Raw genomic sequence first — 25,730 nt, forward strand, 5'->3', positions numbered from 1 at the left:
CACTTAAGGCATTTATATGTATTTCTTCCCTTTAAACCAGCTAGATATTCTTTACAATCCAAGTCCGTTTTGAACCGATCAGAGAACTCTAGAATGTTTTGACCCTTAAATATGTCCATAATTCAACATATTCACTAATACTAAAGATAAGCACTTATCTACTGACCTCTATAAGTCATTATAAAGGTAATGATTTACCCCTAGCTCTGCCTCGGGGTAGTTCATTTAAACGCTTCTATTTTAAATGCGATAATAGCGGAATAAAAAAGAGACTTATAAATGAAGTTATTGACCATCGCTAAATTCAATCTTTCAGGGTTATGTCTGTAAATAAGAATAAGATGCATGATAGGCGTATTTCCTTAAAATAATTATAACCCTACTGTTCATCTACAAAAGAAGAACGATAACGTTCAGTCGCCTTTCTTAGGGTTTCTGAAAGGGATTTTAACCAGCTCATGTGATTGGTAATCAAATAGGCTTCTTGAAGACCATGAAGCGTCTCAGTGTCTAATTCGGTGTTACCCTGTCTGATATTTTCATCTCGCAAATTTGATAATTGCTGGTATTTGTCCAACAAATTCTCTTGCGCATATTCAACCGTTTCTTCAGCGATTTTTTTCTTGATTTGTGTTTGGCCCAAACTATCGTACGACATTTGTAGGGTATTGGAAATTTTTTTGATGAGTAGATTAAATTCTTTCGAGGCAGGCGTGGTTTTATGATTGCTGATAAAATTACCTATGGATGCGATGGCCGATATCATGGTCTGATTAAGGGTCACAATTTCATAAATCAGTTGATATTCTTTTTGTTTCGATTTTGGGTCTTGTGTTAATCGTTGAAAGGCAGCATTTAAATTACTTATAGCAAGAAACGCCTCTTTCCTTGCCACATTATAAGAAAGTTTGTGTTTTGATGTATCTTCATAGAACTGTTGTGTTGCTAAAAGATATTTTTTGTTCATTCTTAAAGCATTAAGAAGCACCTGTTTTAAATTATCGGCTTCCCAACTTGGCAAAAGCACATAATTTGCAATGACAGCGATAGATGAGCCAATAATGGTATCGATGACACGATATTGAATCACTTCAAAAGCATTCGGATTGATTAAGGAATACACAAAAATGATACTGATGGTAATTAACGCAGCTGCAGATTTATAATTTTGCTGAATCAATGAGAATGCCAATACCAATGAAACAATTGCCAATACCGAATAGATTACTACATTTTGCGTAATCAGTACAATACCAACAGCTACTCCTGCACCAATCAGTGTACCGATAATTCGATCTTTCGAACGCACTTTGGTTAGTCCATAGCTAGGTCGCATAATAACAACGATGGTGAGCAGAATCCAATACGTGTTTGGGATGTCTAAAAGAAAGCCTAACAGATATGCAAATACAATCGCAATGGCAAAGCGAGATGCATGTCTAAACATTATAGATTTTAAACTTAAATTCTGAACAAGCACATTGAGTCTGTATTCCTGGAGCGTTAAAAACTGGCTCGAATCTTGTCTTTTTAAGGATATTTTGGAGGCATCTTTGACATTCGCCATTACACGTCTAATAACCCTAATTTCTTCAAGCAGTTGTTCTTGGTAATCGTATAAGTTTTTCAATATTAAAGCACCTTCGCGTGCTTCAGGTAATTTGACGGTATCAATGTAATCTGTAATAGATTCGTTCGCTTTTAATAATGCATTTAAAAGATTATTTTTATTTGGTATTTTATCATTTTGAATCAATAATTCAGACAAACGGATAAGGTGGTTGCCCATTATTTTGTTCAGCTTTTTGGAAGATTTTAGGTATCCTTTTCGATTACCAAAAATCCTATCAATCATTTTATAATCCAAATGTTTTGCCTCTATCAATTCGAAGATATTGATAGAGGAGCGTAAAATAAGTAGTTGCTTTTCATCATAATGCGAACGTCCTGAACGTTTACGCTTGGTAAGCAGTGTTTCTCGAAGTGTTTCATGCTTCTCGTTAATTTGATTTTGAAGGACGAAGGTTTGTTTAAGGAGCTCCTCACGCTTAGTTTTCTTTGTCAATAATTTAGCTCGTAATTTTAGATACTCACCGATAAAGAGAAGCGTATCTGACAATAGCTGGTTCTGATCTTTTTTTGGAGCAAGTTTTTGAAAAATAAAGGATACGACTAAATACCAAAGCCCACCAACTCCCATTAAGGCAACGTGAACTAAAATCTCATTCGGTGTTTCTTTTTGAATGGCAAATGCCAATACCATTGCTAACAAGCCAGAAAAGGATACCAAAGAGGCTCTAAAACCATAAACTGAAATTAGCGAAACAATAAACGAAATAATCGTAAGCGCCACCAACAAAAGAGGTAAGAAAGGTTTTGAAAATAAGATTATGATTGTAATAACCATTGTTAATCCAATACTGATTAAAATGGCATTGACCTTACGTTTAATACTTCCTGGAATGTCACTTGGCGCATTTAATAAAACACCAACGACAACAGCTGGAGCATATTCAAAATACCCAAAAAAATACAGTATAGCAAAAGGCACAACAATCCCTATCCCAAGCCGAATTCCTCGGTCAAAGTTGGAACCTTTTAGAAATAACTCTAGTTGTATGAGTTTTTCTTTCAAATGGATTTACAATTTAATTGTAAAGTTAGGATAATTGAGTTGAAGTATTGTCTCGTGTAATTATTTTTGTTACTGCATTTAAAAGAATTGCCTAGTGTAAACTAGTTGGTTAAAAGCCTTTTGGATATAGACTGATTTGTTACACTATGCTCTTGAATTCGGGTATTCATTATCAATAATTCTAAAAGCGTACTAGCCCCTTATTTCTTTTAAAACAGCAGTTTATACTATTCTGATAGATTTAGAAGATTCAACATGATTTACGAATTATCATACGTTTAAAAACGACCAAATGATAAGTACAAGTAAACTAATTTAGGGTTTTAGAAACTTCAAAAAATGCTGGGTTTAAATACCCTAAGTTCGATTAAATGTAAACTAAGGTTTATTTGAACTACACGATTTTAATATATTTTGCGAAAAATTATGGTACTATAGATCAGCTCCCTACATCATAATTCATGTTTTAAACTTCTGTTAAATAATACAACGAATCTTTAAATTTCGTACTTTTGATTTAACAATGGAAGAAGCTTTACGTAAAATAGCGTCTATTTCAATGGCATTTATTGTGCTATTCTCCACCATGTCCTTTTCTGTGGATGTGCACTATTGTGGGGACCATTTGATAGATTTCAGCCTTTTTAATAAGGTTGATACGTGTATGATGAAAGCGGAAAAGTCGAAATCATCTAGCGAATGTGCGGTGATAAAAATGGAAATGGATTGCTGTTCAGATGTCGTAGTTATTATCGAAGGTCAGGAAGACTTAAAAATATCATTTGACCAGCTTGCTTTTGAACAACAATTATTTATTACGTCTTTCGTTTATTCCTACATCAATTTATTTGAAGGATTTGATGACAATGTAATTCCATTTGAAGACTATTCCCCACCTCCACTGATTAGGGATATCCATATCCTAGACCAGACCTTCTTGATTTGATTTTTAAACATTTCCCGATACCTATCGGGACTTAGCTCAGCGGTAATCGTTTTGGGCTTGTTTTGTTGTATTCAATTTCTTGGATACCCCTAAATAACCAATGTTTAACGGTCTAATTATTATATCCTATGCTGAATAAAAGCATAAAATTCCTAATAGAAAACAAACTTGTTGCGGTACTGATGCTCGTCCTATTTGTAGGATGGGGCATCGTGAATGCTCCTTTTAATTGGAATACGGGATTCTTGCCCACAGACCCTGTTGCGGTAGATGCCATTCCTGATATTGGTGAAAACCAACAAATTGTATTTACAAAATGGCAAGGGCGTTCACCACAGGACCTAGAAGACCAGATAACCTATCCTCTTACTTCTTCACTATTAGGTATTCCTGGAGTAAAAACTATTCGCAGTTCCTCAATGTTCGGTTTTTCAAGTATCTATATCATTTTTGAAGAGGATATAGAGTTTTATTGGTCACGAAGCCGCATCCTAGAAAAATTAAATTCCCTACCAAGTGGATTGCTGCCCGATGGAGTTAATCCTGCTTTGGGTCCAGATGCCACCGGATTGGGTCAGATTTTTTGGTATACTTTAGAGGGTCGAGATAAAGATGGTAATGTAACAGGTGGTTGGGATTTGCATGAACTCCGCAGTATCCAAGATTACTATGTAAAATATTCACTTTCTAGTGCTAGTGGCGTGTCGGAAGTGGCATCTATTGGAGGTTTCGTTCAAGAATATCAAGTGGACGTAAATCCTGAATTGATGCGCCAATATAACATTGGTTTAAGTGATATTGTAAAGGCTGTAAGAGAGAGTAATCAAGACATTGGCGCGCAGACCTTGGAAATGAACCAAGCTGAATATCTTGTTCGAGGTCTGGGGTATGTAAAATCTATCGAGGACATAGAAAATGCGGTAGTCACATCAGAAAATTATACTCCAATAAGAATTAAGGATGTTGGGAAAGTGCATTTAGGGCCAGCACCCCGAAGGGGTATTCTAGACAAGGAAGGTGCGGAAGTCGTAGGAGGTGTGGTAGTGGCTCGATACGGCGCAAATCCGTTAGAAGTCATCAATAAAGTTAAAGACCAAATCAAAGAATTAGCGACTGGCCTACCTTCCAAAGTATTGGCCGATGGTCGTACATCGCAAGTTACCATTGTTCCATTTTACGACCGTAGCGAATTAATACAGGAAACCTTGGGTACGCTAAATGAAGCCTTGACTTTAGAAATCTTAATTACCATTCTGGTCATTATCATTATGGTGTTCAATCTTAGGGCATCCATTTTGATTTCAGGTTTGTTACCCGTTGCCATATTGATGGTTTTTATTACAATGAAACTCTTTAATGTTGATGCCAATATCGTAGCGCTATCCGGTATCGCTATCGCTATCGGTACCATGGTTGATGTGGGCGTAATTCTCGCTGAAAACATGATACGGCATTTGGAAGATGAAAAATTACGTTTTAAAGAAAACGGAATTGAATACACTACAAATGAAGTCATCTATAATGCAACCTCAGAGGTTTCAGGAGCAATCCTTACTGCAGTACTAACGACGATTATTAGTTTTATTCCTGTATTTACAATGATAGGTGCCGAGGGTAAACTATTCCGACCGCTGGCATTTACAAAAACAATGGCACTTAGTGCGTCGTTGGTCATCGCTTTATTCTTGATCCCACCCTTTGCTGCCTTTCTTTTCAGAAAAACAGATATTCGGGAACGCTCCAAATATGTTCTCAATGGGGTACTTATTACCTTGGGTATAACCACAATCTTCTTTGGGTCTTGGTTGGGTATTATTTTAATTGCCTTTGGCATAGTTGCATTTCTAAAAATCCAGAGAAAACTTACCGCTAAGCGTGCCAATTTGGTTAATATCATTATATCTTCCACGGCAATCATATTCCTGCTGGCAGAATACTGGCGCCCCTTGGGCTTTGATAGAAGTATTGTAATGAACCTGATTTTCGTAGCCATAATCTGTTTCGGATTGTTGGGCGCATTTTCGCTGTTCAAAAGGTACTATTCTAGCATCCTGCAATGGGCATTACAGAACAGACTTCTATTCCTTATCGTACCGGCCACCGTATTGACATTGGGAATTATTATCATGAGAAATACAGGAAAGGAGTTCATGCCGGCACTCAATGAGGGGACTTTCCTATTGATGCCGACCTCCTTGCCACATGCTGGAGCAGAAGAAAACAAACGGGTCTTGCAACAATTGGATATGGCGGTTGCCAGCATTCCTGAAATTCAAACGGTTGTTGGAAAATCCGGTCGTACGGAATCCGCACTAGACCCTGCACCACTTTCTATGTACGAGAATATAATTCAGTACAAGTCAGAATACATGCGAAATGAAAAAGGGGACCGTCAACGCTATAAAGTGAATAATGACGGGCTTTTTGTATTGAAAAAAGATAGGTTCTTAATCAATCCAAATAATAAAGTGGACGATAGTGCCAACTATGACACTTCACAACTTGCGACTACAGCGACAAGTGAAGAACTGATTCCCGATGACGATGGCGAATATTACAGGAATTGGCGACCGAAAATTAATAACCCTGATGATATTTGGAATGAAATTGTTCGGGTAACAAAACTTCCAGGTGTTACTTCAGCACCCAAACTTCAACCCATCGAAACCCGGCTAGTCATGCTGCAAACGGGAATGCGAGCACCCATGGGAATTAAAGTTAAGGGGCAAAATTTAAGACAAATCGAGGCCTTTGGCCTACAACTGGAAGAAATACTCAAACAAGCCGAAGGGGTAAAGGAACAAGCCGTTTTCGCAGACCGTATCGTAGGAAAACCATACCTCTTGATTGATATTAAGCGTGAACAACTGGCCCGTTACGGTATCTCAATAATGGATGTCCAAGAAGTACTGCAAGTGGCCGTTGGCGGCATGCCCTTGACCCAAACGGTTGAAGGTCGGGAACGTTATGCCGTTCGCGTGCGCTATCCAAGAGAACTTCGTGCAAACCCAACAGATCTCAAGAATATTTATGTACCCGTTGAAAAAGGCAGTCCGGTTCCTCTTGGAGAACTTGTTGATATTAGATATGAGCAAGGCCCCCAGGTCATAAAAAGCGAAGACACATTTTTAGTCGGCTATGTTCTGTTCGATAAGTTAGATGGTTTTGCTGAAGTAAATGTAGTCGAAAGCGCACAAGCCTTGATTCAAGACAAAATCGATAATGGAGAATTGACGGTACCCAAAGGTATAAGTTACAAGTTTACGGGAACCTATGAAAACCAACTACGAGCAGAAAAGACCCTGTCAATCGTGGTGCCATTGGCACTCCTCGTTATCTTTTTAATTCTCTATTTCCAGTTTCGTTCGGTTGCTACTTCTTTGATGGTATTTACAGGTATTGCCGTAGCCTTTGCAGGTGGTTTTATAATGATATGGTTATATGGTCAGGGTTGGTTCTTCAATTTCAACCTATTCGGGGAGAATTTACGGGAGCTATTTAACATGAAGACCATTAATTTGAGTGTAGCGGTATGGGTAGGTTTTATTGCATTGTTCGGTATTGCTACCGATGATGGGGTTGTAATGGCAACCTATCTAACACAGACCTTCGACCGTGAAAAACCTATGGACAAAAAGGGAATTCGCTTAGCTACACTTGAAGCCGCTGAAAAGCGTATTCGCCCCTGTTTGATGACCACTGTTACTACTATTTTGGCATTATTACCTGTATTGACTTCTACCGGAAAAGGAAGCGATATCATGATTCCCATGGCGATACCCATTTTTGGAGGGATGATTATCGATGTTACATCGTACTTCATTGTTCCGGTGCTATATAGCTGGAGACAGGAAATGAAAGTTAAAAGAGAAAGACTGAAAGTAAAAAATTAAAGGAGATAAACTACAAGTGAAAAGTTAGAAGTGCAATGGTTCGAAGTTGTGAATGAGAAGTGTTTAAAGAAATGAAGATATGGCTGAAAGTATTTTTAAAACCAAGAGTTATCAGTTTGCTATTTTAATAGTGAAGTTATCACAGACATTAGTTTCTGAAAAGAAAGAATATGTCTTAAGTAAGCAACTTTTAAAAAGTGGAACTGCTGTTGGCGCATTGATTAGAGAAGCAGAGTTTGCCCAAAGTAAAGGTGACTTTAGCCATAAAATGAGTATTTCTTTAAAAGAAGCTAACGAATCTGTTTACTGGATTGATTTACTTAAGGATACAAATTATATTAATGAAGGCACGCATACGTCGTTAGTTTCAAATTGTAAAGAATTGGTCGCCATGCTAGTGAGTTCTATAAAAACCACTAAATCTCGAATAGAATATGGAAAATAAAAAACTAAAAGTAAAAAGTGAAACGTTCACTCAGTTAACAATGCCAATCATTGAAGTACGGTATAGAAAAATTGATACCTATAGTTTTTCACTTATCGCTTTTCACTTGAAGAGAATGCTCATTTTTAGTTTTTCACTATTCATTATCCACTTTTCATCAGCACAAGAATTACAAGGATACATTCAGGAAGCTGAAGCGAACAACCCAGAAATTCAGGCCTACGAACTACGCTATAACATTGCTAAAGAGAAAGTCGGCGAGGTCAATACATTGCCCAACACTTCGGTAAGTGCAGGCTATTTCGTCAGCGAACCCGAAACCCGAACAGGTGCGCAGCGCGCCCGATTTTCTGTATCTCAGATGTTGCCATGGTTCGGTACCATTACCGCCCGTGAGAATTATGCTAGTGCTATGGCCGAAACCGAATTTGTACAAATCGCTATTGCCAAGCGCAAACTCGCCCTGTCAGTCGCCCAATCGTATTATGAACTGTATGCTATACTAGGAAAACAGGAGGTGCTGCATGAAAACATACAACTCTTAAAGTCGTATGAGCAGTTAGCTTTGACTTCTGTAGAAGTAGGGAAAGCATCGGCTGTGGATGTACTGAAGTTGCAAATTCGACAGAACGAATTGCAACAACAAAAAGAGGTTTTAGAACAGGAATATCTAGCGGAACAGACTGCCTTTAATACCCTTAGAAACCAAAAGAAGAGCCTTGCCGTCAATGTAGTTTCCGAATTGTTACTTCCCATAGAAGACCCTAGTTACTCAGAAAACGGGCTACAACTTAATCCAGAACTGTTGAAGTATGACCGACTCTACGAATCTATAAAACAGTCGGAACTTCTGAACCAAAAAGAAAGTGCACCTGACATCGGTTTTGGGTTGGATTATGTGCCCGTTTCGGAACGTCCCGAAATGAATTTTAGTGATAACGGAAAGGATATTGTGATGCCCATGGTATCTCTATCTATTCCCATTTTCAACAATCGCTACAAGTCAATTTCAAAACAGAACGAATTTAGGCAACTGGAAATTCAATCCGAAAAAAACGGACGGCTGAATATACTGGAAACTGTTTTCGCAAGGGCTATATCACAACTTAATCAAGCACGAATCAAGTTCAACACCCAGGCTAAGAACCTTAAGCAGGCTAGGGATGCCGAAGAAATACTGATAAAGAACTACGAGACAGGTACCATCGACTTTAACGATGTTTTGGATATTCAAGAACTACAACTAAAGTTTCAAACGAACCAAATCGAATCAATTAAAACGTATTACAAACAAAGTTCAATTATAAATTATTTAATCAACTAATTATGATTAAAGATTATTTTGTGAAAAATATGGTATGTGATCGTTGTATTAAGGTACTACGGGACGAACTTATGGAACATAACTTAAAGTTGTTGGAAATTGAGTTGGGTAGACTGAGATTATACATTGAGAGCGAATCTGAATTCGAGAAATTGGAGGCCATTTTTAAAAATAATGGATTTTTGTTATTGGAAACACCGGAGCATAAATTGATAGAAAAAGTCAAAATAGAATTAATAAAGATGCTGCAATCCATTCCGTTGAACTTGAACAAGAAATTATCTGTCTATTTGGAAGAAAAATTGAATCGAGACTATTCTATGATAAGTAGAATATTTTCTGCTACAGAACACATTACTATAGAGAAGTACTTTATCAAACTAAAAATAGAAAAGGTAAAGGAGTTAATTCAGAACAAGGAAAATAATTTTACAATGATTGGTCAACTTTTGGATTATAGCCATATCAATCATTTGAGCAGTCAATTTAAAAATGAAACAGGAATGAGCCTGTCGGAGTATAAATTACGACAGAACAATTCTAGGAATTCGTTGGACAAAATTATGTAGATAACTACCATAATTTTGGTGCAAGTCGCTAAAATTCAGAAGTATTTTTGATAGATATTTAGAACTAATAATATTATGAACAAAAAAATTATTATGTTTTTTACAGCTCTGATATCCTTTGGGGTCAGCGCACAAGAACTACAATATTCTGAAGGTAATATCGATAACTTACCGGTTAGAGAACATACCATAACCTTACGTCAAGCAACAGTTAATATAGCAGAAAAAGACGTAATGGGAATGACCGTTAACGGAACTATTCCTGGCCCTACTCTAGAGTTTACAGAAGGAGACTACGCCGTTATCTATGTGAAAAATGAAATGAGTGTAGAAACTTCTGTGCATTGGCACGGACTGTTATTACCTAATTTTTATGATGGTGTACCCTACTTAAATACACCGCCCATAGAACCAGGGCATATACAGAAATATGAATTCCCTATAAAACAATCAGGAACGTATTGGTATCATTCGCATACCATGTTACAAGAACAAAGTGGGGTATACGGTTCTATTGTTATAAAACCTAAAAAGCAAACATTAGCTTATGACAAAGAATTGGTATTGATGCTATCTGATTGGACAAATGAAAAGCCAATGAACGTTCTCAGAAATCTAAAACGAGGAAATAAATGGTACGGTATTAAAAAAGGTACTGCGACACCACTAAATCAGGTTATTTCGCGTGGAGCTTTTGGAGCACAGCTCAATTTTTGGAGACAGCGTATGGAAGGCGCAGATATAGCAGATGTATATTATCCTGCTTTCTTAATTAATGGAGAAGAGACTATAGAATATCCAGAATTGAAACCTGGTGAAAAGGTGCGATTGAGAATTATTGATGGTGGCGCTTCCACATCTTTTTGGATGACTTTTGGCGGAGAAGATCCACTACTAATTTCAGCCGACGGTCTTGATGTTGTTCCCGTAAGAAAGAACAAAACTTTTATTGGTATTGCTGAAGCTTACGATTTTATTGTAACCATCCCAGATGAAGGGAAAATAGAATTTAGAATAACAGCACAAGATGGTTCTGGAACTGCATCTGCTTTTTTAGGAAATGGGAAGATTCTGCCTGCTATAAATATTCCAAGGCCAGATAAAATTGGAATGATGAAAAAAATGGCAAAGATGGATATGAAAATGGGAGCGCATGCCTTAAAATTTCAACCCAGAAAAGATAAACGCTATGAAATAAAGATGGAATACGGAATGCAGATGAAAAAAAAGCAAGGGGTGAGTATGAATACTTCTGAAAAGAATGAAGATGCAATGAAAAACAGGAATCATTCCGAGATGAAAGGAATGGAAATCAAGAAGGATTCAATACATATGGATCATTCCAAGATGAAAGGAATGGAGATGGGTAAGAATAAAACACCAATGAAAATAGATGGTATGGATATGAAGGACGGAATGAGTGATATGCCTGATGTAGATATGTTTTCAGCGTATAATTACGATTACCTCAAATCGCAAGAAAAAACTACATATGATGCTTCTGTTCCAGTTAACGATATCCTATTAAATCTTACAGGAAATATGGATCGCTATATCTGGAGTATGAATGGCGTGCCTCTTTCTGAGACAGATAAAATTAAAATTAAAGCAAACGAAGTAACTCGTATCACTTTTAATAACCTCACAATGATGCACCACCCTATGCATTTACACGGTCATTTCTTTAGGGTTATTAATAAAAACGGAGCTTATTCGCCTCTAAAGCATACCGTGAATGTACCGCCTATGCAAGAAGTGACCATAGAATTTTACGGTAATAATGGCGACGAAGTTGGCGATTGGTTCTTCCATTGTCATATACTCTATCATATGATGGGTGGTATGGCTCGTATTATAAGCTATGATACACCTAGGGATCCAAGAATGGATGAATTTCCAGTGTCTAATATTATTCAAGAAACCAATAAGTGGTATTCGTGGGGAATGGTAGATGCAGCTTCACATACAACAGGATTTAATCTGGTTACTTCAAATATCAGAAACCAGTTTAACGCTTCTTTTGAATATGGATGGAACAAAAATTTGGAAGGAGAGTTCACGTATGAACGGTACTTACACGATTATCTACGTGTTTTTGGTGGTGTTAATATAGAAAACGAAACGCAAGAAAGTTTTGATGAATTTAAAACAACTGCAGTTGTTGGAGTTCGTTATTTAACGCCCTATTTATTTGCCCTTGATGCTCGAATTGATAATGAATTAAAGCCAAGAATTGGGTTAGGACGAAGTATCATGCTATTCCCTAAATTCGCTGTTTTTGGTTATTATGAATATCAAATAGATTTAGGTTTTGTCAATGATCTACCTATAAATAAAAATGTTACTTCAGAAACTGTTTGGAGTGCAGGAGCTGAATACATGCTTTCACGAAATTTTTCTCTAATGGCTAGTTACGATAACAGATATGGTGCTGGTGGTGGATTGTCCGTAAGATTTTAATGATGAAAAATAACTATAAAAAAGATAGCCTATCACTAATAGGAGCCATAGCACTAGGTACAGGTGTAATGATTGGTGCTGGCATTTTTGCCCTATTGGGCCAGGTCGCTGAACTATCAGGCAACTTATTTCCATTCGCCTTCATTGCTGGAGCTATAATTTCAGGATTTAGTGCTTATGGGTATATCAAATTGTCAAATGCATTTCCGTCTTCCGGTGGTATTGCTATGTATTTGGTGAAAGCCTATGGTAAAGGAACTGTTGCAGCATCGGGTGCACTTTTAATGGCATTCTCAATGATTATCAATGAAAGTTTGGTAGCACGAACTTTTGGTTCTTATACGTTACAACTTTTCAATGTAGGAGACAACAGTTTTTGGGTTCCCATATTAGGAGTACTTCTTATTGTTGGAGCATTTCTAATTAATATTTCAGGAAACAATATTATTGGAAAGTCATCATTAATTATGGCTATTATTAAGGTAGGAGGTATCGCAATTTTTGCCATAGGAGCGCTTTGGGCTGCTGAATTCTCTTTCGAAGATGCTATTTCGTTGAATAACTCGACAAATTACCCAACAACAGATTATTTAGGTGCATTGGCTTTATCAATTTTGGCATATAAGGGGTTTACTACCATCACAAACAGTGGTGGAGAAATTGTAAACCCAAATAAAAATGTAGGAAGAGCTATTATTATTTCACTAATCATATGTACGGTAATATATGTATTAGTGGCGTTTGCGGTTTCTTCTAACTTAACTATTATAGAAATTGTAGCAGCTAAAGATTATTCATTAGCAGAAGCTTCCAAGCCCGCTTTTGGTAAATACGGATTATGGTTTACCGTTGGTATAGCAATAGTAGCTACCATATCTGGAATTATAGCCAGCATCTTTGCCGTATCAAGAATGACAGCAATGTTAACGAATATGAAGCTCATTCCACATAAACATTTTGGTATGCCGGGAAATATTCAAAAACACATGTTGGTGTACGTTACTGTTATTGCAATGATACTAACTATATTTTTTGATTTAAGTCGTATAGCATCTTTGGGTGCAATATTTTATTTAGTCATGGACATCGGCATCCAATGGGGAATACTGCGAAACTTAAGAAAAGAAGTTCAGGCTAATTCAGCTATAATCATAACCGCTATACTTTTAGATGTCATCGTCTTAAGTGCCTTTTTATGGATTAAAGCAAGCTCTGATATAACCGTAATCATTGTAGCAATAGTGGCTATGACTCTTATCATTTTAGGAGAAAGATGGTTTTTAAAAACTAACAAACACAAACAAGATTCAGAATAAATAATTTAAAATTAATAATTATGAAAAATTCAAGAACAACAACTGTGAAAATTTTAATGGCAATTGGCTTAGTAGGAACAATGGTCAGTTGTAAATCAACCTTCAATGCCACCGAGATATTGCAGGTTAATAAAAATAAAAATGCCATATACCAAGAAATCATTACAAACCCTGTTCAGTTTACCGATTTCATCACTGAGGCACGAAAAAGTGAAGGGGCCAAAAAGATAATGATGAAGGCTCATATGGAACAGATGGAATCTGGAAAAATGAAAATGATGATGGAGAAAAATCCTGAAATGATGCAAAAGATGCAATCCCATATGCAGATTATGATGGAAAAAAATCCGGAAATGATGCAAAAGATGCAATCCAAAATGCTAAATAAAATGATGGAGAGTGAAAAGGGTCGTGAAATGCTGATGGATGAAATCCATAATAACAAAATGATGAAAAAGCAAATGAAAACAAAAATGATGCAAATGATGAATGAAAACCCTGAAATGATGAAAAAAATGAAAGGGAAAACGAAAGGGAAAATGAAAAATGATGAACAATAAATTCCTACCCTTATGATTGGGAAACTACAAATAAAAATAATTAGTTAACTATTAAAAATATACAATTATGATGATGTGGTGGTGGATATTAATACCGGTTTTGCTTGTAATGGGCGTATTTCTATACAATGGAAGAAATAGACAAAATACCGAGAAGATAGAAAATCCTATGGATATTCTGGATAACCGATTCGCCAAGGGTGATATATCCAAAGAAGAATATAAAGAACAAAAACGAACGTTGAACACTAAAAATTAAAAGACGATGAACTATTATTTTAATAAAACAATCAAAGGCACTTTTGAAGAGGTCATTAAAAAAGTCACAGAAGCATTAAAAGAAGAGGGTTTTGGAATACTTACAGAAATAGATATAAAGGAAACCCTTAAGAAAAAACTTGATGTTGATTTCAAGAAGTATAAAATTTTAGGGGCATGCAACCCACCATTTGCGCATAAGGCTCTTGTGGTAGAAGATAAAATTGGGACGATGTTGCCTTGCAATGTCATTGTCCAAGAATTGGAGCCAGGAACCATTGAAGTTGCTGCTGTCAATCCGATGGCCTCAATGCAAGCTGTAAATAATGAAGAACTCCATAAAATAGCATCTCAAATAACAGCAATGTTAGAAGATGTGATTAAAAAATTATAGAATTTTAATAATAACAAGTAAATTTTAAATCTAAACACAAATGAAAAAAGTAAGGATAACAACAGCAATTTTTGTAATGTCTTTCGTAAGCCTAACAGTAATGTCTTGTAAAGACAGTAAAAAGGAGAATTTGGAAAGTGATAACCATTCTGAAATGACCCATGATGCTACTAAAGATAACACCATGGAACATGATAACATGGATATGGTATCCCATGTTGGGCAAATGACCGGTTCAAAACAAGTGATAGCAGATTATATGACCTTAAAAGAAGCCTTGGTAGCCACTAATAAGGACGCAGCTGCAAAGGCAGGTAATAAAATGGTTGGAAGTTTAAAAATCTTTGAAATAAGCGGTTACACTTCATCGCAACAAAAAGAACTCCAAGACATTATTGTAGACGCTACAGAGCATGCTGAACATATCGGTAAGAGCGAAATGGACCACCAACGCGAACATTTTAAGACCTTGAGTAAAGATATGATGGATATGGTAGAGATTACAGGAACCGATGCGACACTATTTCAACAATCTTGCCCAATGTACGATAAAGGTAGTTCCTGGTTGAGTATGAGCAAAGACATCAAAAATCCATACTACGGAAGCAAAATGCTGACCTGTGGTAAAGTGGAGAAGGAAATTAAATCCAAGATGTAATCATCAAATAAAACCTGCAGGTTATTTCCGCCTAATTTTATAGCGGATTCCTTGTAAATTTAATAAGGTATAAATGAAATTTTTTAAAATCATAACTTTGATATTGTTGGCTGTATTTGTTGTTATTCAATTTTTCCCCACGGAGCGCAATCAAAGTAATGTGGTGCCAAAAACAGACTTTTTGTTGGTCAACAATCCACCACAAAAAATCAGAGCCATATTGCAAGAATCCTGCTACAATTGCCATAGTAACAAAACAGATTATCCTTGGTACAACATGATTCAGCCCGCAGCTTGGTATTTGGAAGACCACATTAAACATGCTAAAGGCGAATTGAATTTTAATCTTTGGGATGAACTTTCAGATAGAAGGAAATCCAGTAAACTTCGGTCTATTATAAAGCAGATTGAAAACGACAAAATGCCTTTAAGTTCATATACACTAATTCATAAAAAAGCTCTTTTATCTGAAGTCGAAAAACATAATATTATTAAATATACGACTCAATTGAAAGATAGTTTATCATATTAATTTTAAATATCATGAAACATACCTATCACATACAAGGAATGACTTGCAACGGTTGTCGCAGTCACGTTGAAGAAACACTTTCAAAAGTGAAAGGTGTTTCAAAAGCAACGGTTAATTTAGAAAAGGAAGAAGCTACTATCGAAATGGATTCGCACATTACTATTGAGACTTTGCAGAAAGCGATGCAGGATAATGGCGGTGCATACAGTATTCATAAATTTGGAGAGCACAATACAACGAAAGAAGCAGAAAAGGAAAAGCCTAAGGGAGCAGGAACAGGAACATTTTACTGTCCTATGCATTGCGAAGGTGAAAAAACCTATAACAAATCAGGCGATTGTCCTGTTTGTGGAATGGATTTGGTCGAGGAACAAAATTTATCTGCAGTATCCACTGAGCAATGGACCTGTCCAATGCACTCAGAAATTGTAAGGGACGAAGCAGGTTCTTGTCCTATTTGTGGAATGGATTTAGTACCAATGCAACCCGACGATTCGGCAGAAGAGAAAAGCTATAAAAAGCTGCTTAAGAAATTCTTGATTGCACTTGCTTTTACATTACCCATTTTCCTGATTGCTATGAGCGAGATGATTCCTAACAATCCATTATATAATGTAATGGAGCAAAAAAAATGGAATTGGGTACAGTTTGGGTTATCTATTCCTGTAGTGTTCTATGCTACGTGGATGTTTTTTGAACGTGCTTATAAAAGTATCCAAACGTGGAATCTCAATATGTTTACCCTTATCGGTATTGGATCTGGTGTAGCGTGGTTATTTAGTGTTTTTGGCATGTTCTTTCCTGATTTTTTTCCAGAACAGTTTAAAACCGAATCAGGTGCAGTACACGTTTATTTTGAAGCGGCAACCGTGATATTAACACTTGTGTTATTAGGACAACTTTTAGAAGCTCGTGCGCATAGCAAAACCAATTCAGCAGTAAAAGAGTTGTTAAAGTTAGCCCCCAATAGAGCTATAAAAATAGTGGATGGTGAAGAAGTTGAAGTAAGTATTGAAAAGATAGCATTAAATGATATTCTAAAAGTAAAACCAGGCGAGAAAATTCCAGTGGATGGATCGATAACCGAAGGGGATACAACCATTAATGAATCTATGATTACTGGAGAGCCTATTCCTGTAAATAAATCTGTAGGCGATAAAGTCAGTAGTGGTACAATCAATGGTAATCAATCTTTTTTAATGAAAGCTGAAAAAGTTGGGGGCGATACTTTGCTATCGCAAATTATTCATATGGTTAATAAAGCCAGTAGAAGTCGTGCGCCAATTCAAAATTTAGCAGATAAAGTATCTGGTTACTTTGTGCCTGTTGTGGTCATAATTTCTATAATAACCTTTGCAGTTTGGGCTATTTGGGGTCCAGAACCAGTTTATGTCTATGCGTTCGTCAATGCCATTGCGGTGTTGATAATTGCGTGTCCGTGTGCGTTAGGTTTGGCAACACCAATGTCCGTGATGGTAGGCGTTGGTAAAAGTGCTCAAAATGGTGTGTTGATTAAAAATGCTGAAGCTCTTGAAAAAATGGATAAGGTTGATACCCTTATCATTGATAAAACAGGAACTATTACCGAAGGAAAACCAACAGTAGAAAAAATAGGTTTTTTCAATGATAGTTTCAGTGATAGCGAAGTGTTACAATACATCGTATCAATAAACAGCAATAGCGAACATCCATTGGCTGAAGCAACGGTCAAGTATGGTAAAGAACATAATGCTGAAATTTTAAAGTCAGATGCATTTAGTGCAGTTACGGGTAAAGGGGTTGAAGCCACTATTAATGGTAAAAAAGTAGCATTAGGTAATCCAAAAATGATGGCATATGCACATGCAGAAATTACCTCGAAAATGCAGGAAGAAGCCAAAACCTATCAAAAACAAGGTAAAACAGTTTCGTACTTATCGGTAGATAAAATAGTTGCTGGTTACGTAGTTATTGGAGACAAAATCAAGGAAACCAGTGCAAAAGCGATCAAAGCACTTCAAGACAAGGGTATAGCAGTACTAATGCTTACAGGTGATAATCATGATACAGCGCAGGCAGTAGCTTCAGAACTCAACCTTACGGATTTTAAAGCAAGTATGTTACCTGAAGATAAAATGAAAGAAGTAGAAAAACTGCAAGAAAAAGGTAAGGTCGTTGCTATGGCAGGTGATGGTATTAATGATGCACCTGCATTGGCTAAAAGTGATGTTGGTATAGCAATGGGTACAGGAACGGATGTAGCCATTGAAAGTGCAATGATAACCTTGGTAAAAGGTGATTTACACGGTATCGCTAAAGCACGAAATTTAAGTCATGCCGTAATGAGAAACATAAAGCAAAATCTATTTTTCGCACTTGTCTACAACACATTGGGTATACCCATTGCAGCAGGTGTATTATTTCCCATTTTCGGAATTTTGCTCTCCCCTATGATAGCCGCATTAGCAATGAGTTTTAGTTCAGTTTCTGTCATTGCCAATGCCTTGCGATTACGAACAATTAAAGTTTAACTACAAAAGCAATTTAGAGTGGAAAATTCAAAAAAAAACAATAATTACAGAACCTTTTTTATAATGCTGGGTTGCTCATTTGTAGCAATGTATATCACAATGTACTTAAACACCTATGTAGTAGACCATGTGTATTTTAGCTTAACTCGTTTTTATATGACTTGTTTAGGTATTTCAACTATGGCAGTTATAATGTGGTTTTTTATGCGGAATATGTATAAAAACAAGAAGAAGAACATCGCAATTCTCCTTGGAAGCTTTGTCTTATTTGTTGGTGCATTGGGACTCGTAAGAGCACAAAAACCAATAATAGGTGATGTGCTTTGGATGAAGGCAATGATTCCGCACCATTCAATTGCTATTTTAACCAGTGAAAGAGCGGATATTCAAGACCCGGAAGTAAAAAAATTGGCCGATGATATTATAAAGGCACAGAAGAAAGAAATAGAGGAAATGAAGGCTATGATAAAGCGTCTGGAACGCAAATAGCACTTGGCGTAACAAGCTATATTAAAACAGTTTTAATCAAAAATTATGAATAAAAACATCATGTATCTCGGTATTGCGGTCATTGTAGGCCTATTTGCTGGTTGGCTTATTTTTGGTGCTTCTACAGAAGACTCAATGTCAACCACTGTTAGTTCTAACAATGAGGATAGTCATGAGCATTCCAACGAATCATCGGCTCAGATGTGGACATGCTCCATGCATCCTCAAATCATGCAGGTTGAACCTGGTGATTGCCCTATTTGTGGTATGGAATTGATTCCGGTAGAATCTAGCGCAGACGGGTTGGCTATGAACGAAATTAAAATGACCAAAAATGCGATGGCATTAGCCAATATAAGAACTACTATAGTGGGCAATACATTGGAGAATGAGGATAATATGATTTCGCTCTCAGGGAAAATAAAAATGAACGAAGAAGAAAATGCCATTCAGGCCAGCTACTTTGACGGTAGGATAGAAAAGCTCAATGTAAACTTTGAAGGCCAAGAACTAAAAAAAGGCCAACTGTTGGCAACTATCTATGCCCCAAATCTTGTAGCGGCACAACAAGAGTTGATTACCGCAGCTTCTTTGAAAGAATCCCAACCTTTACTTTACAACGCCGTGCGCAACAAACTAAAACTTTGGAAACTAACTGAAAGCCAAATCAATACCATAGAAGAATCTGGAAAGGTTCGTGAAAATTTCCCGATTTATGCGACAGTTTCAGGAACCGTCTCCGAAAAAATGACTTCCGAGGGGGATTACGTAAAGCAGGGACAACCTATCGTAAAAGTGAGTAACCTGAATTCAGTTTGGGCGGAGTTCGATGCCTACGAAAATCAAATACCACAATTTAAAACGGGCCAAAAAATAAAGGTAGTGACCAACGCTTATCCCAATAAGGAATTTGATGCAACAATTTCCTTCATAGACCCTGTTCTAAATACCCAGACCAGAACCTTAACTATACGTGCTACCTTAAAAAATAAAAATGGTGAATTTAAACCAGGAATGTTTGTTAAAGGCAAAATTCAAGCAAAATCAAGGGATACTTCCGAACAACTGACCGTTCCGGCAAGTGCGGTTATGTGGACAGGGGAACGCTCATTGGTCTATATAAAAACAAATCGGAATGAACCGGTATTCGAAATGCGAGAAGTAACCTTGGGAAATAGAAATGGAGATATATTTGTAGTTGCTTCAGGCTTACAAAATGGTGATGAAATTGTTACTAATGGAACATTTACGGTAGATGCTGCCGCACAGTTACAAGGCAAAAATTCGATGATGAATCAAGGTACAGGCAAACAAGAAGCCTTAGTTTCAATGTCAGATATGAAAATGACATTTCCCGAAGCTTTTGAAAATAGTTTTCAAGGAGTTCTCACCTCTTATCTTCAAATGAAAGACGCATTTGTGGCGAGTAATACCAAGAATGTTTCGGCTTTTTCGAAAGAGGCTTCACAAAAGCTACAGGCCATTAAGACAGGTAACTTACGTAAAATGGAGAGAACCCATTTTTCAAAAATAAATGAAATGTTTAAAGCAATTTCTAAAAGTGACAATCTCGAAAATCAACGAGAACATTTCGTTGTGCTAAACGAAAATATGGTACCTATTGCAATGAATATCAAGAACATCAGTTCTAAAATATTTATTCAAAAATGCCCCATGGCAAATAATAATAATGGGGCGTTTTGGATAAGTTCAGACAAAGAAATCCGGAATCCGTATTATGGAGCGCAGATGATGACGTGTGGAAGTGTGATTGATAGCTTGTAATAAGTGAACTGAAATGTACTATGAAAAAGTAGGTTTTAGAGTAAGAGAATTTTTTAGAACCTCTTAAGAACCCTAAGCTATATTTATAATTATTAAAAAATCTTAATTAAAAAAGGCTGAAAATTTTTGCGCTAATCCATCACCATATATTTGAAATAGGATGGTAATGTTTTTGAAGAGGCTTTAGATTGTAACGAAATCATCTATAAGCTTTATTTGTATGACTATGTTTTATTACGCTAATAACAGACAGCCGTCTAGTTATTTTAAAAATTTATAAAAGCAAGAGAAAGGTTTCTTTCTGGAAGTTTTTTTGTCCGTATTAATTGTTTCTATATAGATCTTTTTAATGTGATGTTAGGTTTTCTTAAATAACCCTTTGGTTTATATGAAAAGTGACCTTTACGTGAATCTTCTAAAAAAATTCGATAGATATGGGTAAATGAACTTTTAAGAAAGACTCCTGTCAAGTATAATTATAGGCCCCATTATTCAGAGTTTTGACACCAATATAATATTCGGTTATGGGTGGGTTTAGTAATAGTAAAAGCAAAACGAACGCTGTTCAGTGATTTTCGTTTTGTGCGTGTTAGGAGTACGTAAATAATTTTAAAAAGAAATTAATAATCAAACGATAGGATTTGAAGCATAATTTTTGTTTAATTACATTTACAAAATTTTAAATAAGATTATAATTATGGACATTTTACAAGAAGCATTAGAATTTGAAAAAGCCAAGATGAGTAATATGACTACTAGTGATCGGGTGACAGCCTCAAGAGAAGCAAAACGACTTATTTTAGCTATCAACGAAATTTACAAGAATACAAAAGATGAAACCTTAATGGATGTAATGAAGCGATTGACTGTTAAGAAAAAAAGAATTGATGTTCGACTAAAAGGAAGACCAGATTCAGGAATATAATAATACGTTATGGAGCAATCGATTTTTATAGAGTCTCCAAATACATATATTTTGGAATTAATTCCTTGCTTCGTTATAATCTTATTCAATTTAAAAGGGCTCTCAATTTAAGTGACATTTATGAGATTCTACTGAACATCCTTTAATCCCATTATCTATTAATTTCAGAGGGATATGTTGATTTACCTAGAATTTACTTCAGATGTAACTCTTGATTCCCTTTAATAATTCTCAGGTTATGCCTTGCGACTTCGAGTGCCCTTAACATTTTTTTGTTCTTATTATAGTGCTCCTCCATCCTCAATAATATATTTTTGAGTATACCTACGGCATCTGTGATATATGGTCCTTTGTTGAGCATTACACATTCCGCTTGTACACTTAAAACTACATCTGAAATTTCCGCTCTAGTGGCTAATCCTTTTTTCGCCATACTTTCCAAAACCTGAGTGGCCCAAATAACGGGTATATGAGCTGCTTCACATATGGACATAATTTGGTTTTGTACCTCAGATATTCTGTCGAAACCTACTTCGACTGCTAAATCTCCCCTTGCAATCATTACCCCTATCCTAGGTCTTTTCATAGCTTCAAAAAGTATACGCGGCAAATTATCAAAGGCTTCCTTATTCTCTATTTTAAAGACCACTGCTGTTTCAATGTCGTTAATGTCAGTGAGTTTGTTATACAATGCTTTTACATCTTCCGGAGTTCTCACAAAAGAGTACCCAATAATATCCGCATTTTTACAGGCATAAGGGAGCAATTGCAAATCTTGGAATGTTAACGATGGGAGGGTAAGATGGGTATCGGGTAAATTGATTCCTTTACCTATTCTTAATTTCTTTTTAGTCGTATTCTGTATTTGTATTAAAACACCATTGGAAGATTTGAAGGTGACCTTACCTTCTATAGCACCATCGTCGAAGAATATTCTATGGTTTACTTCAAGATCATCTATAATCTCTGGCAAAGCAACTGTTATGACAGTATTACGAACTGTGTCTACGAATGTCCCTTCGTTAAATTGTGATTCTTTCATTAACTCAAAGCAATCATTCTGGCTAATATAGATTGCATTGACTTGGTGGAATTTTTGTTGGTCTAGGGAATACTTGTACAGGTTGCCTACTCGTATCTTCGGTCTAGGAAGGTCCATGAAAATACAGGTTTTAATTTGTAGCTCTTTACTTGCTCTTTTTGAATTGACTAATATGCGATTCCAAAGTGCTTCATCTCCATGGCTTAAATTCATACGTACAATTTCCATACCTGCCGTTAGCAATCCTTTCAATAAAACGATATTTTGCGAAGCCTCGTCGGGCATAGTGACCATAATCTTTGTTCGTAATATGTTCTCGGAAACATTAAATAAAGATTTTGAACGCGCCTCCAAAAGTGTATTGCTTTCCGTATACCCTAGAGAGGATTTTTCTACATCTCTTTCTATCGAAATACCTTTAATCAGTTTAATTAAATCAAGGGTACGGGAAACATTCTCAAGAACATAACCTGCACTAGTACCTAGTGATGAGATTCCGAGTTTGTTCAATTCTGCTTGGATATCCCTTAGGTCAATACTCCTCAAGGTCAAGTAGCTTAATAAATTTTTGGCACTATACACATACTCTTCATTGATATCTTCTAGTATCGTACTTATTTCATTGCCAGAATCAATGAGGTCATCGTATACGTCCTGAACCTTTTTTTCTAAAATAGTTATATCCATATCTTTTATTTAATTATCTAGTTGAAAACCTACCTCTATTGAAGTAGGTTTAATCAAAACCCACTATTTAATAAAATTTACAACTCCAGTATCCATATCATATACAGCACCTTTAATAGCGATTTCACCGTCTTCTACCATGGTTCTCAATATTAAACTTTCCTTTACTATCTTCTCCATGTTAATCCGGACGTTATTTTCGCTTACCTCGTGGACTAACAACCTATTTTTTGAAGATTTGGGTCCACTCGACTTGGTCGATATATCCACTGCCGGTTTTATATTTACAAGCATTTTTGTAATGTGTCCCAGTTCGGCGCCATCTATCGCAGCGTGTATCGCACCACAATTTTCGTGACCTAAAACCAGTATAAGTTTTGCTCCCGCAATCTTTGTAGCGAATTCCATACTTCCTAAAATATCGTCGTTCACAAAGTTTCCGGCGACCCTTGCTACGAATATATCACCGATGCCCTTATCAAAGACATCCTCTACCGGAACCCGACTATCCACACATGAGAGCACAATTGCTTTTGGGTACTGGGCTTCCGCACTTTCTCTTATTTGCATGGAGTGGTCTCGCGCAGTAAGATCACTGCTAACAAACCTTTCATTGCCTGCAGCTAGGCTGTTGAATACATCTAGTGGTGTTAAGGCTGCCTGTTCTTCTTCGCTAAGGACATCTTCAACAAGGATTCGGCTGCGCTCTATTTCTACAGTGCCCTCTTTGGATTGTTGCCCAAATACAGTTGCAGGAATAAAAATCGATGTCATAAAAATCGTGGTAGTGATACCAATAGAATTTAAAATGGTTCTCATAATGATTGTTTTAATATTCCATACAAAAATATAATCCCGTTTTAAAATTAATACCATTACTAATCATAATTAATAGTTAAACTTTTATATATTAATAGTATTACTATTAATATTGATTTAAAATAATTCAATAGCCCCTTTAACCTTTAAATTTTTCAACAAGAGGATTACTGTATATCTTAGGTACAACACATTGTCAAAATAGCTAGCTATAGAGTCACCCAGCGTAAAAAAAGGTCTAATAAACAACCATCACTAAATTTAAGTGAGCCAGCATAAACGGGTCAAAGTGAGGCCCTAAATAAATTGACTCAATTTGCGAAAAATCAAAACTTTTTTTCTGAAAAGACAATGGCCAACAAACCAATAATCAAAAGAAAAGCAAAACAGGATAATAAAAAAAGCAAACAGCAATCAAATCACATTCATTAGAAACAATAAATATTTAAAGTTTTGGTCAGATGCAAAAGCATATGCCGCCCTTATAAGTTCTGATTTAAATATTGATTTTTGCGACTAACGTGCCTTTACTAACGTAAAAAATGTTGATTTGGAAATGACTAAAATATTAGTGTTTTTTAATCTGTCTTCACCTGTATTAGACTGAGATATACAACCAACTACTGTGATCCATGAAATTGCAAAAATTGGTAAGGGCTGATAGATTAGTTCAAATACTTTAGCTGATGTTGTTATTAGTGGCGGGAGCACCTCAATAAAAGACCACACTACCTTATATTCTGCCGCACCAATTGGTGCTGGCTCTGGAGTTATGAATTATGTGGAAGCTGGAAAACTGTTTTAGGTTACCCTCCTCAAGATGCAAGTGATATGTTAAGGCAATGGACCACTGTAAGTAAGTTAACAAATAAATTAGGTAGTTTTTTTAGAAAACGACTTGCGCCTGTTTACTCCTCTTTAGTCGTTAAAAATTGGACAGGACATGCATAGGAGGTAAGTATCAATCTAAAAGGTGGTTAAAAACCAAACTATATTCTCGATTATTTAAGTTGTTTTTGACGATAGCTTTGAGCGTTATGAGTACCAAAAATCAAAGTGGAACTCTCAAAATAGGGATATCGTGTTTCTAGACCATGAGTAGCCCAACCAAACGAGGTTAAATTATCTGTTCGCAAGATGAAAGCAAAAGTTAAGGATTACCACGGACAGGAGTGACAATTATCCACTAAACTATCCGGTCTTTAGAAAGAACTAGCTTCGGGTTTCAGATAATACCTTTATAGACACGAAATAGAGGTTTATGTATACCACCGTAATCATCAATTTGTTCCATAGATAAGGTTGCTGGGTAGTCAATCGGCGACACCTTTAATAAAGACGATACTATAATCTAAGGAAGAAATGTTAGGGTTAAGTCCAATAATATCAACAAAAAAACTCATATTTCATTCCGATATGGAATTCCTTATATCCGAACAAATCACAACGCCTTATAAAACTTAGGGTTAGGAAGAAAAGATAA

The 25,730-nt window shown here is 36.2% G+C and carries 19 protein-coding genes and 1 pseudogene; 16 read left to right on the forward strand and 4 right to left on the reverse strand.

All coding sequences use genetic code 11. The features are described from left to right. A pseudogene (locus ES765_RS16715) lies at positions 1 to 119 on the reverse strand (IS1595 family transposase); the annotation flags it as partial. 260 nt (positions 120 to 379) lie between these two features. Beyond that, positions 380 to 2,635 (reverse strand): FUSC family protein, encoded by a 2,256-nt coding sequence (locus ES765_RS16720; RefSeq protein ID WP_138115484.1) that lies wholly within the window; start codon positions 2,633 to 2,635, stop codon positions 380 to 382. 523 nt (positions 2,636 to 3,158) lie between these two features. On the opposite strand from ES765_RS16720, the gene ES765_RS16725 reads away from it, so the two are divergent. The 16 genes from ES765_RS16725 to ES765_RS16800 all read left to right on the forward strand — a co-directional run bounded on the left by ES765_RS16725 (position 3,159) and on the right by ES765_RS16800 (position 21,699). Further along, entirely contained in the window at positions 3,159 to 3,581 is a 423-nt protein-coding gene (locus ES765_RS16725) for an HYC_CC_PP family protein (RefSeq protein WP_138115486.1), read from the forward strand. Positions 3,582 to 3,709: 128 nt separating this feature from the next. Next, complete coding sequence (locus ES765_RS16730) at positions 3,710 to 7,474, forward strand: efflux RND transporter permease subunit (RefSeq protein WP_138115488.1); 3,765 nt, start codon at positions 3,710 to 3,712, stop codon at positions 7,472 to 7,474. A gap of 79 nt (positions 7,475 to 7,553) precedes the next feature. Beyond that, on the forward strand, positions 7,554 to 7,919 hold the full coding sequence (locus ES765_RS16735) for a four helix bundle protein (RefSeq protein WP_138115490.1): 366 nt from the start codon (positions 7,554 to 7,556) through the stop codon (positions 7,917 to 7,919). A 115-nt stretch (positions 7,920 to 8,034) separates the two neighbouring features. Beyond that, positions 8,035 to 9,243: a TolC family protein gene (locus ES765_RS16740; protein WP_171017341.1), complete on the forward strand. Its 1,209-nt coding sequence runs from the start codon at positions 8,035 to 8,037 to the stop codon at positions 9,241 to 9,243. 2 nt (positions 9,244 to 9,245) lie between these two features. Continuing rightward, positions 9,246 to 9,812: a helix-turn-helix domain-containing protein gene (locus tag ES765_RS16745; RefSeq protein ID WP_138115492.1), complete on the forward strand. Its 567-nt coding sequence runs from the start codon at positions 9,246 to 9,248 to the stop codon at positions 9,810 to 9,812. Positions 9,813 to 9,887: 75 nt separating this feature from the next. Beyond that, positions 9,888 to 12,272, forward strand: a complete 2,385-nt coding sequence (locus ES765_RS16750; RefSeq protein WP_138115494.1) for a multicopper oxidase domain-containing protein — start codon at positions 9,888 to 9,890, stop codon at positions 12,270 to 12,272. Positions 12,273 to 12,274: 2 nt separating this feature from the next. Then, positions 12,275 to 13,588 carry an APC family permease gene (locus ES765_RS16755; protein ID WP_138115496.1) on the forward strand — a complete coding sequence of 438 codons (1,314 nt, stop codon included), beginning with the start codon at positions 12,275 to 12,277 and terminating at the stop codon, positions 13,586 to 13,588. Between the two features lie 20 nt (positions 13,589 to 13,608). Continuing rightward, positions 13,609 to 14,148, forward strand: a complete 540-nt coding sequence (locus tag ES765_RS16760) for a hypothetical protein (protein WP_138115498.1) — start codon at positions 13,609 to 13,611, stop codon at positions 14,146 to 14,148. A gap of 67 nt (positions 14,149 to 14,215) precedes the next feature. After that, entirely contained in the window at positions 14,216 to 14,407 is a 192-nt protein-coding gene (locus ES765_RS16765; RefSeq protein ID WP_138115500.1) for an SHOCT domain-containing protein, read from the forward strand. A 6-nt stretch (positions 14,408 to 14,413) separates the two neighbouring features. Then, positions 14,414 to 14,800 carry a DUF302 domain-containing protein gene (locus ES765_RS16770; protein WP_138115501.1) on the forward strand — a complete coding sequence of 129 codons (387 nt, stop codon included), beginning with the start codon at positions 14,414 to 14,416 and terminating at the stop codon, positions 14,798 to 14,800. Positions 14,801 to 14,840: 40 nt separating this feature from the next. After that, positions 14,841 to 15,458 (forward strand): DUF3347 domain-containing protein, encoded by a 618-nt coding sequence (locus tag ES765_RS16775; RefSeq protein WP_138115502.1) that lies wholly within the window; start codon positions 14,841 to 14,843, stop codon positions 15,456 to 15,458. Positions 15,459 to 15,531: 73 nt separating this feature from the next. Next, positions 15,532 to 15,990: a heme-binding domain-containing protein gene (locus ES765_RS16780; protein WP_138115503.1), complete on the forward strand. Its 459-nt coding sequence runs from the start codon at positions 15,532 to 15,534 to the stop codon at positions 15,988 to 15,990. A gap of 11 nt (positions 15,991 to 16,001) precedes the next feature. Beyond that, positions 16,002 to 18,500, forward strand: coding sequence for a heavy metal translocating P-type ATPase (locus tag ES765_RS16785; protein WP_138115504.1), 2,499 nt, complete (start codon positions 16,002 to 16,004; stop codon positions 18,498 to 18,500). 18 nt (positions 18,501 to 18,518) lie between these two features. Further along, entirely contained in the window at positions 18,519 to 18,989 is a 471-nt protein-coding gene (locus ES765_RS16790; RefSeq protein ID WP_138115505.1) for a DUF305 domain-containing protein, read from the forward strand. Positions 18,990 to 19,034: 45 nt separating this feature from the next. After that, on the forward strand, positions 19,035 to 20,774 hold the full coding sequence (locus tag ES765_RS16795; RefSeq protein WP_138115506.1) for an efflux RND transporter periplasmic adaptor subunit: 1,740 nt from the start codon (positions 19,035 to 19,037) through the stop codon (positions 20,772 to 20,774). 697 nt (positions 20,775 to 21,471) lie between these two features. Then, positions 21,472 to 21,699: a hypothetical protein gene (locus tag ES765_RS16800; protein ID WP_138115507.1), complete on the forward strand. Its 228-nt coding sequence runs from the start codon at positions 21,472 to 21,474 to the stop codon at positions 21,697 to 21,699. Between the two features lie 193 nt (positions 21,700 to 21,892). Here ES765_RS16800 and ES765_RS16805 read toward each other — a convergent pair whose 3' ends face one another. After that, positions 21,893 to 23,428: a pyruvate kinase gene (locus ES765_RS16805; RefSeq protein WP_138115508.1), complete on the reverse strand. Its 1,536-nt coding sequence runs from the start codon at positions 23,426 to 23,428 to the stop codon at positions 21,893 to 21,895. A gap of 63 nt (positions 23,429 to 23,491) precedes the next feature. After that, positions 23,492 to 24,247: a carbonic anhydrase family protein gene (locus ES765_RS16810; RefSeq protein WP_138115509.1), complete on the reverse strand. Its 756-nt coding sequence runs from the start codon at positions 24,245 to 24,247 to the stop codon at positions 23,492 to 23,494. Positions 24,248 to 25,730 lie beyond the last annotated feature (1,483 nt).

This window comes from Maribacter sp. ACAM166, assembly GCF_005771495.1.
GTDB lineage: Bacteria > Bacteroidota > Bacteroidia > Flavobacteriales > Flavobacteriaceae > Maribacter.

Bases quoted from the DNA above. Each gene is read 5' to 3' on its own strand.
- ES765_RS16725 (WP_138115486.1), top strand. From the start codon at position 3,159: ATGGAAGAAGCTTTACGTAAAATAGCGTCTATTTCAATGGCATTTATT.
- ES765_RS16730 (WP_138115488.1), top strand. From the start codon at position 3,710: ATGCTGAATAAAAGCATAAAATTCCTAATAGAAAACAAACTTGTTGCG.
- ES765_RS16735 (WP_138115490.1), top strand. From the start codon at position 7,554: ATGGCTGAAAGTATTTTTAAAACCAAGAGTTATCAGTTTGCTATTTTA.
- ES765_RS16740 (WP_171017341.1), top strand. From the start codon at position 8,035: ATGCTCATTTTTAGTTTTTCACTATTCATTATCCACTTTTCATCAGCA.
- ES765_RS16745 (WP_138115492.1), top strand. From the start codon at position 9,246: ATGATTAAAGATTATTTTGTGAAAAATATGGTATGTGATCGTTGTATT.
- ES765_RS16750 (WP_138115494.1), top strand. From the start codon at position 9,888: ATGAACAAAAAAATTATTATGTTTTTTACAGCTCTGATATCCTTTGGG.
- ES765_RS16755 (WP_138115496.1), top strand. From the start codon at position 12,275: ATGAAAAATAACTATAAAAAAGATAGCCTATCACTAATAGGAGCCATA.
- ES765_RS16760 (WP_138115498.1), top strand. From the start codon at position 13,609: ATGAAAAATTCAAGAACAACAACTGTGAAAATTTTAATGGCAATTGGC.
- ES765_RS16765 (WP_138115500.1), top strand. From the start codon at position 14,216: ATGATGATGTGGTGGTGGATATTAATACCGGTTTTGCTTGTAATGGGC.
- ES765_RS16770 (WP_138115501.1), top strand. From the start codon at position 14,414: ATGAACTATTATTTTAATAAAACAATCAAAGGCACTTTTGAAGAGGTC.
- ES765_RS16775 (WP_138115502.1), top strand. From the start codon at position 14,841: ATGAAAAAAGTAAGGATAACAACAGCAATTTTTGTAATGTCTTTCGTA.
- ES765_RS16780 (WP_138115503.1), top strand. From the start codon at position 15,532: ATGAAATTTTTTAAAATCATAACTTTGATATTGTTGGCTGTATTTGTT.
- ES765_RS16785 (WP_138115504.1), top strand. From the start codon at position 16,002: ATGAAACATACCTATCACATACAAGGAATGACTTGCAACGGTTGTCGC.
- ES765_RS16795 (WP_138115506.1), top strand. From the start codon at position 19,035: ATGAATAAAAACATCATGTATCTCGGTATTGCGGTCATTGTAGGCCTA.
- ES765_RS16800 (WP_138115507.1), top strand. From the start codon at position 21,472: ATGGACATTTTACAAGAAGCATTAGAATTTGAAAAAGCCAAGATGAGT.
- ES765_RS16805 (WP_138115508.1), bottom strand. From the start codon at position 23,428: ATGGATATAACTATTTTAGAAAAAAAGGTTCAGGACGTATACGATGAC.
- ES765_RS16810 (WP_138115509.1), bottom strand. From the start codon at position 24,247: ATGAGAACCATTTTAAATTCTATTGGTATCACTACCACGATTTTTATG.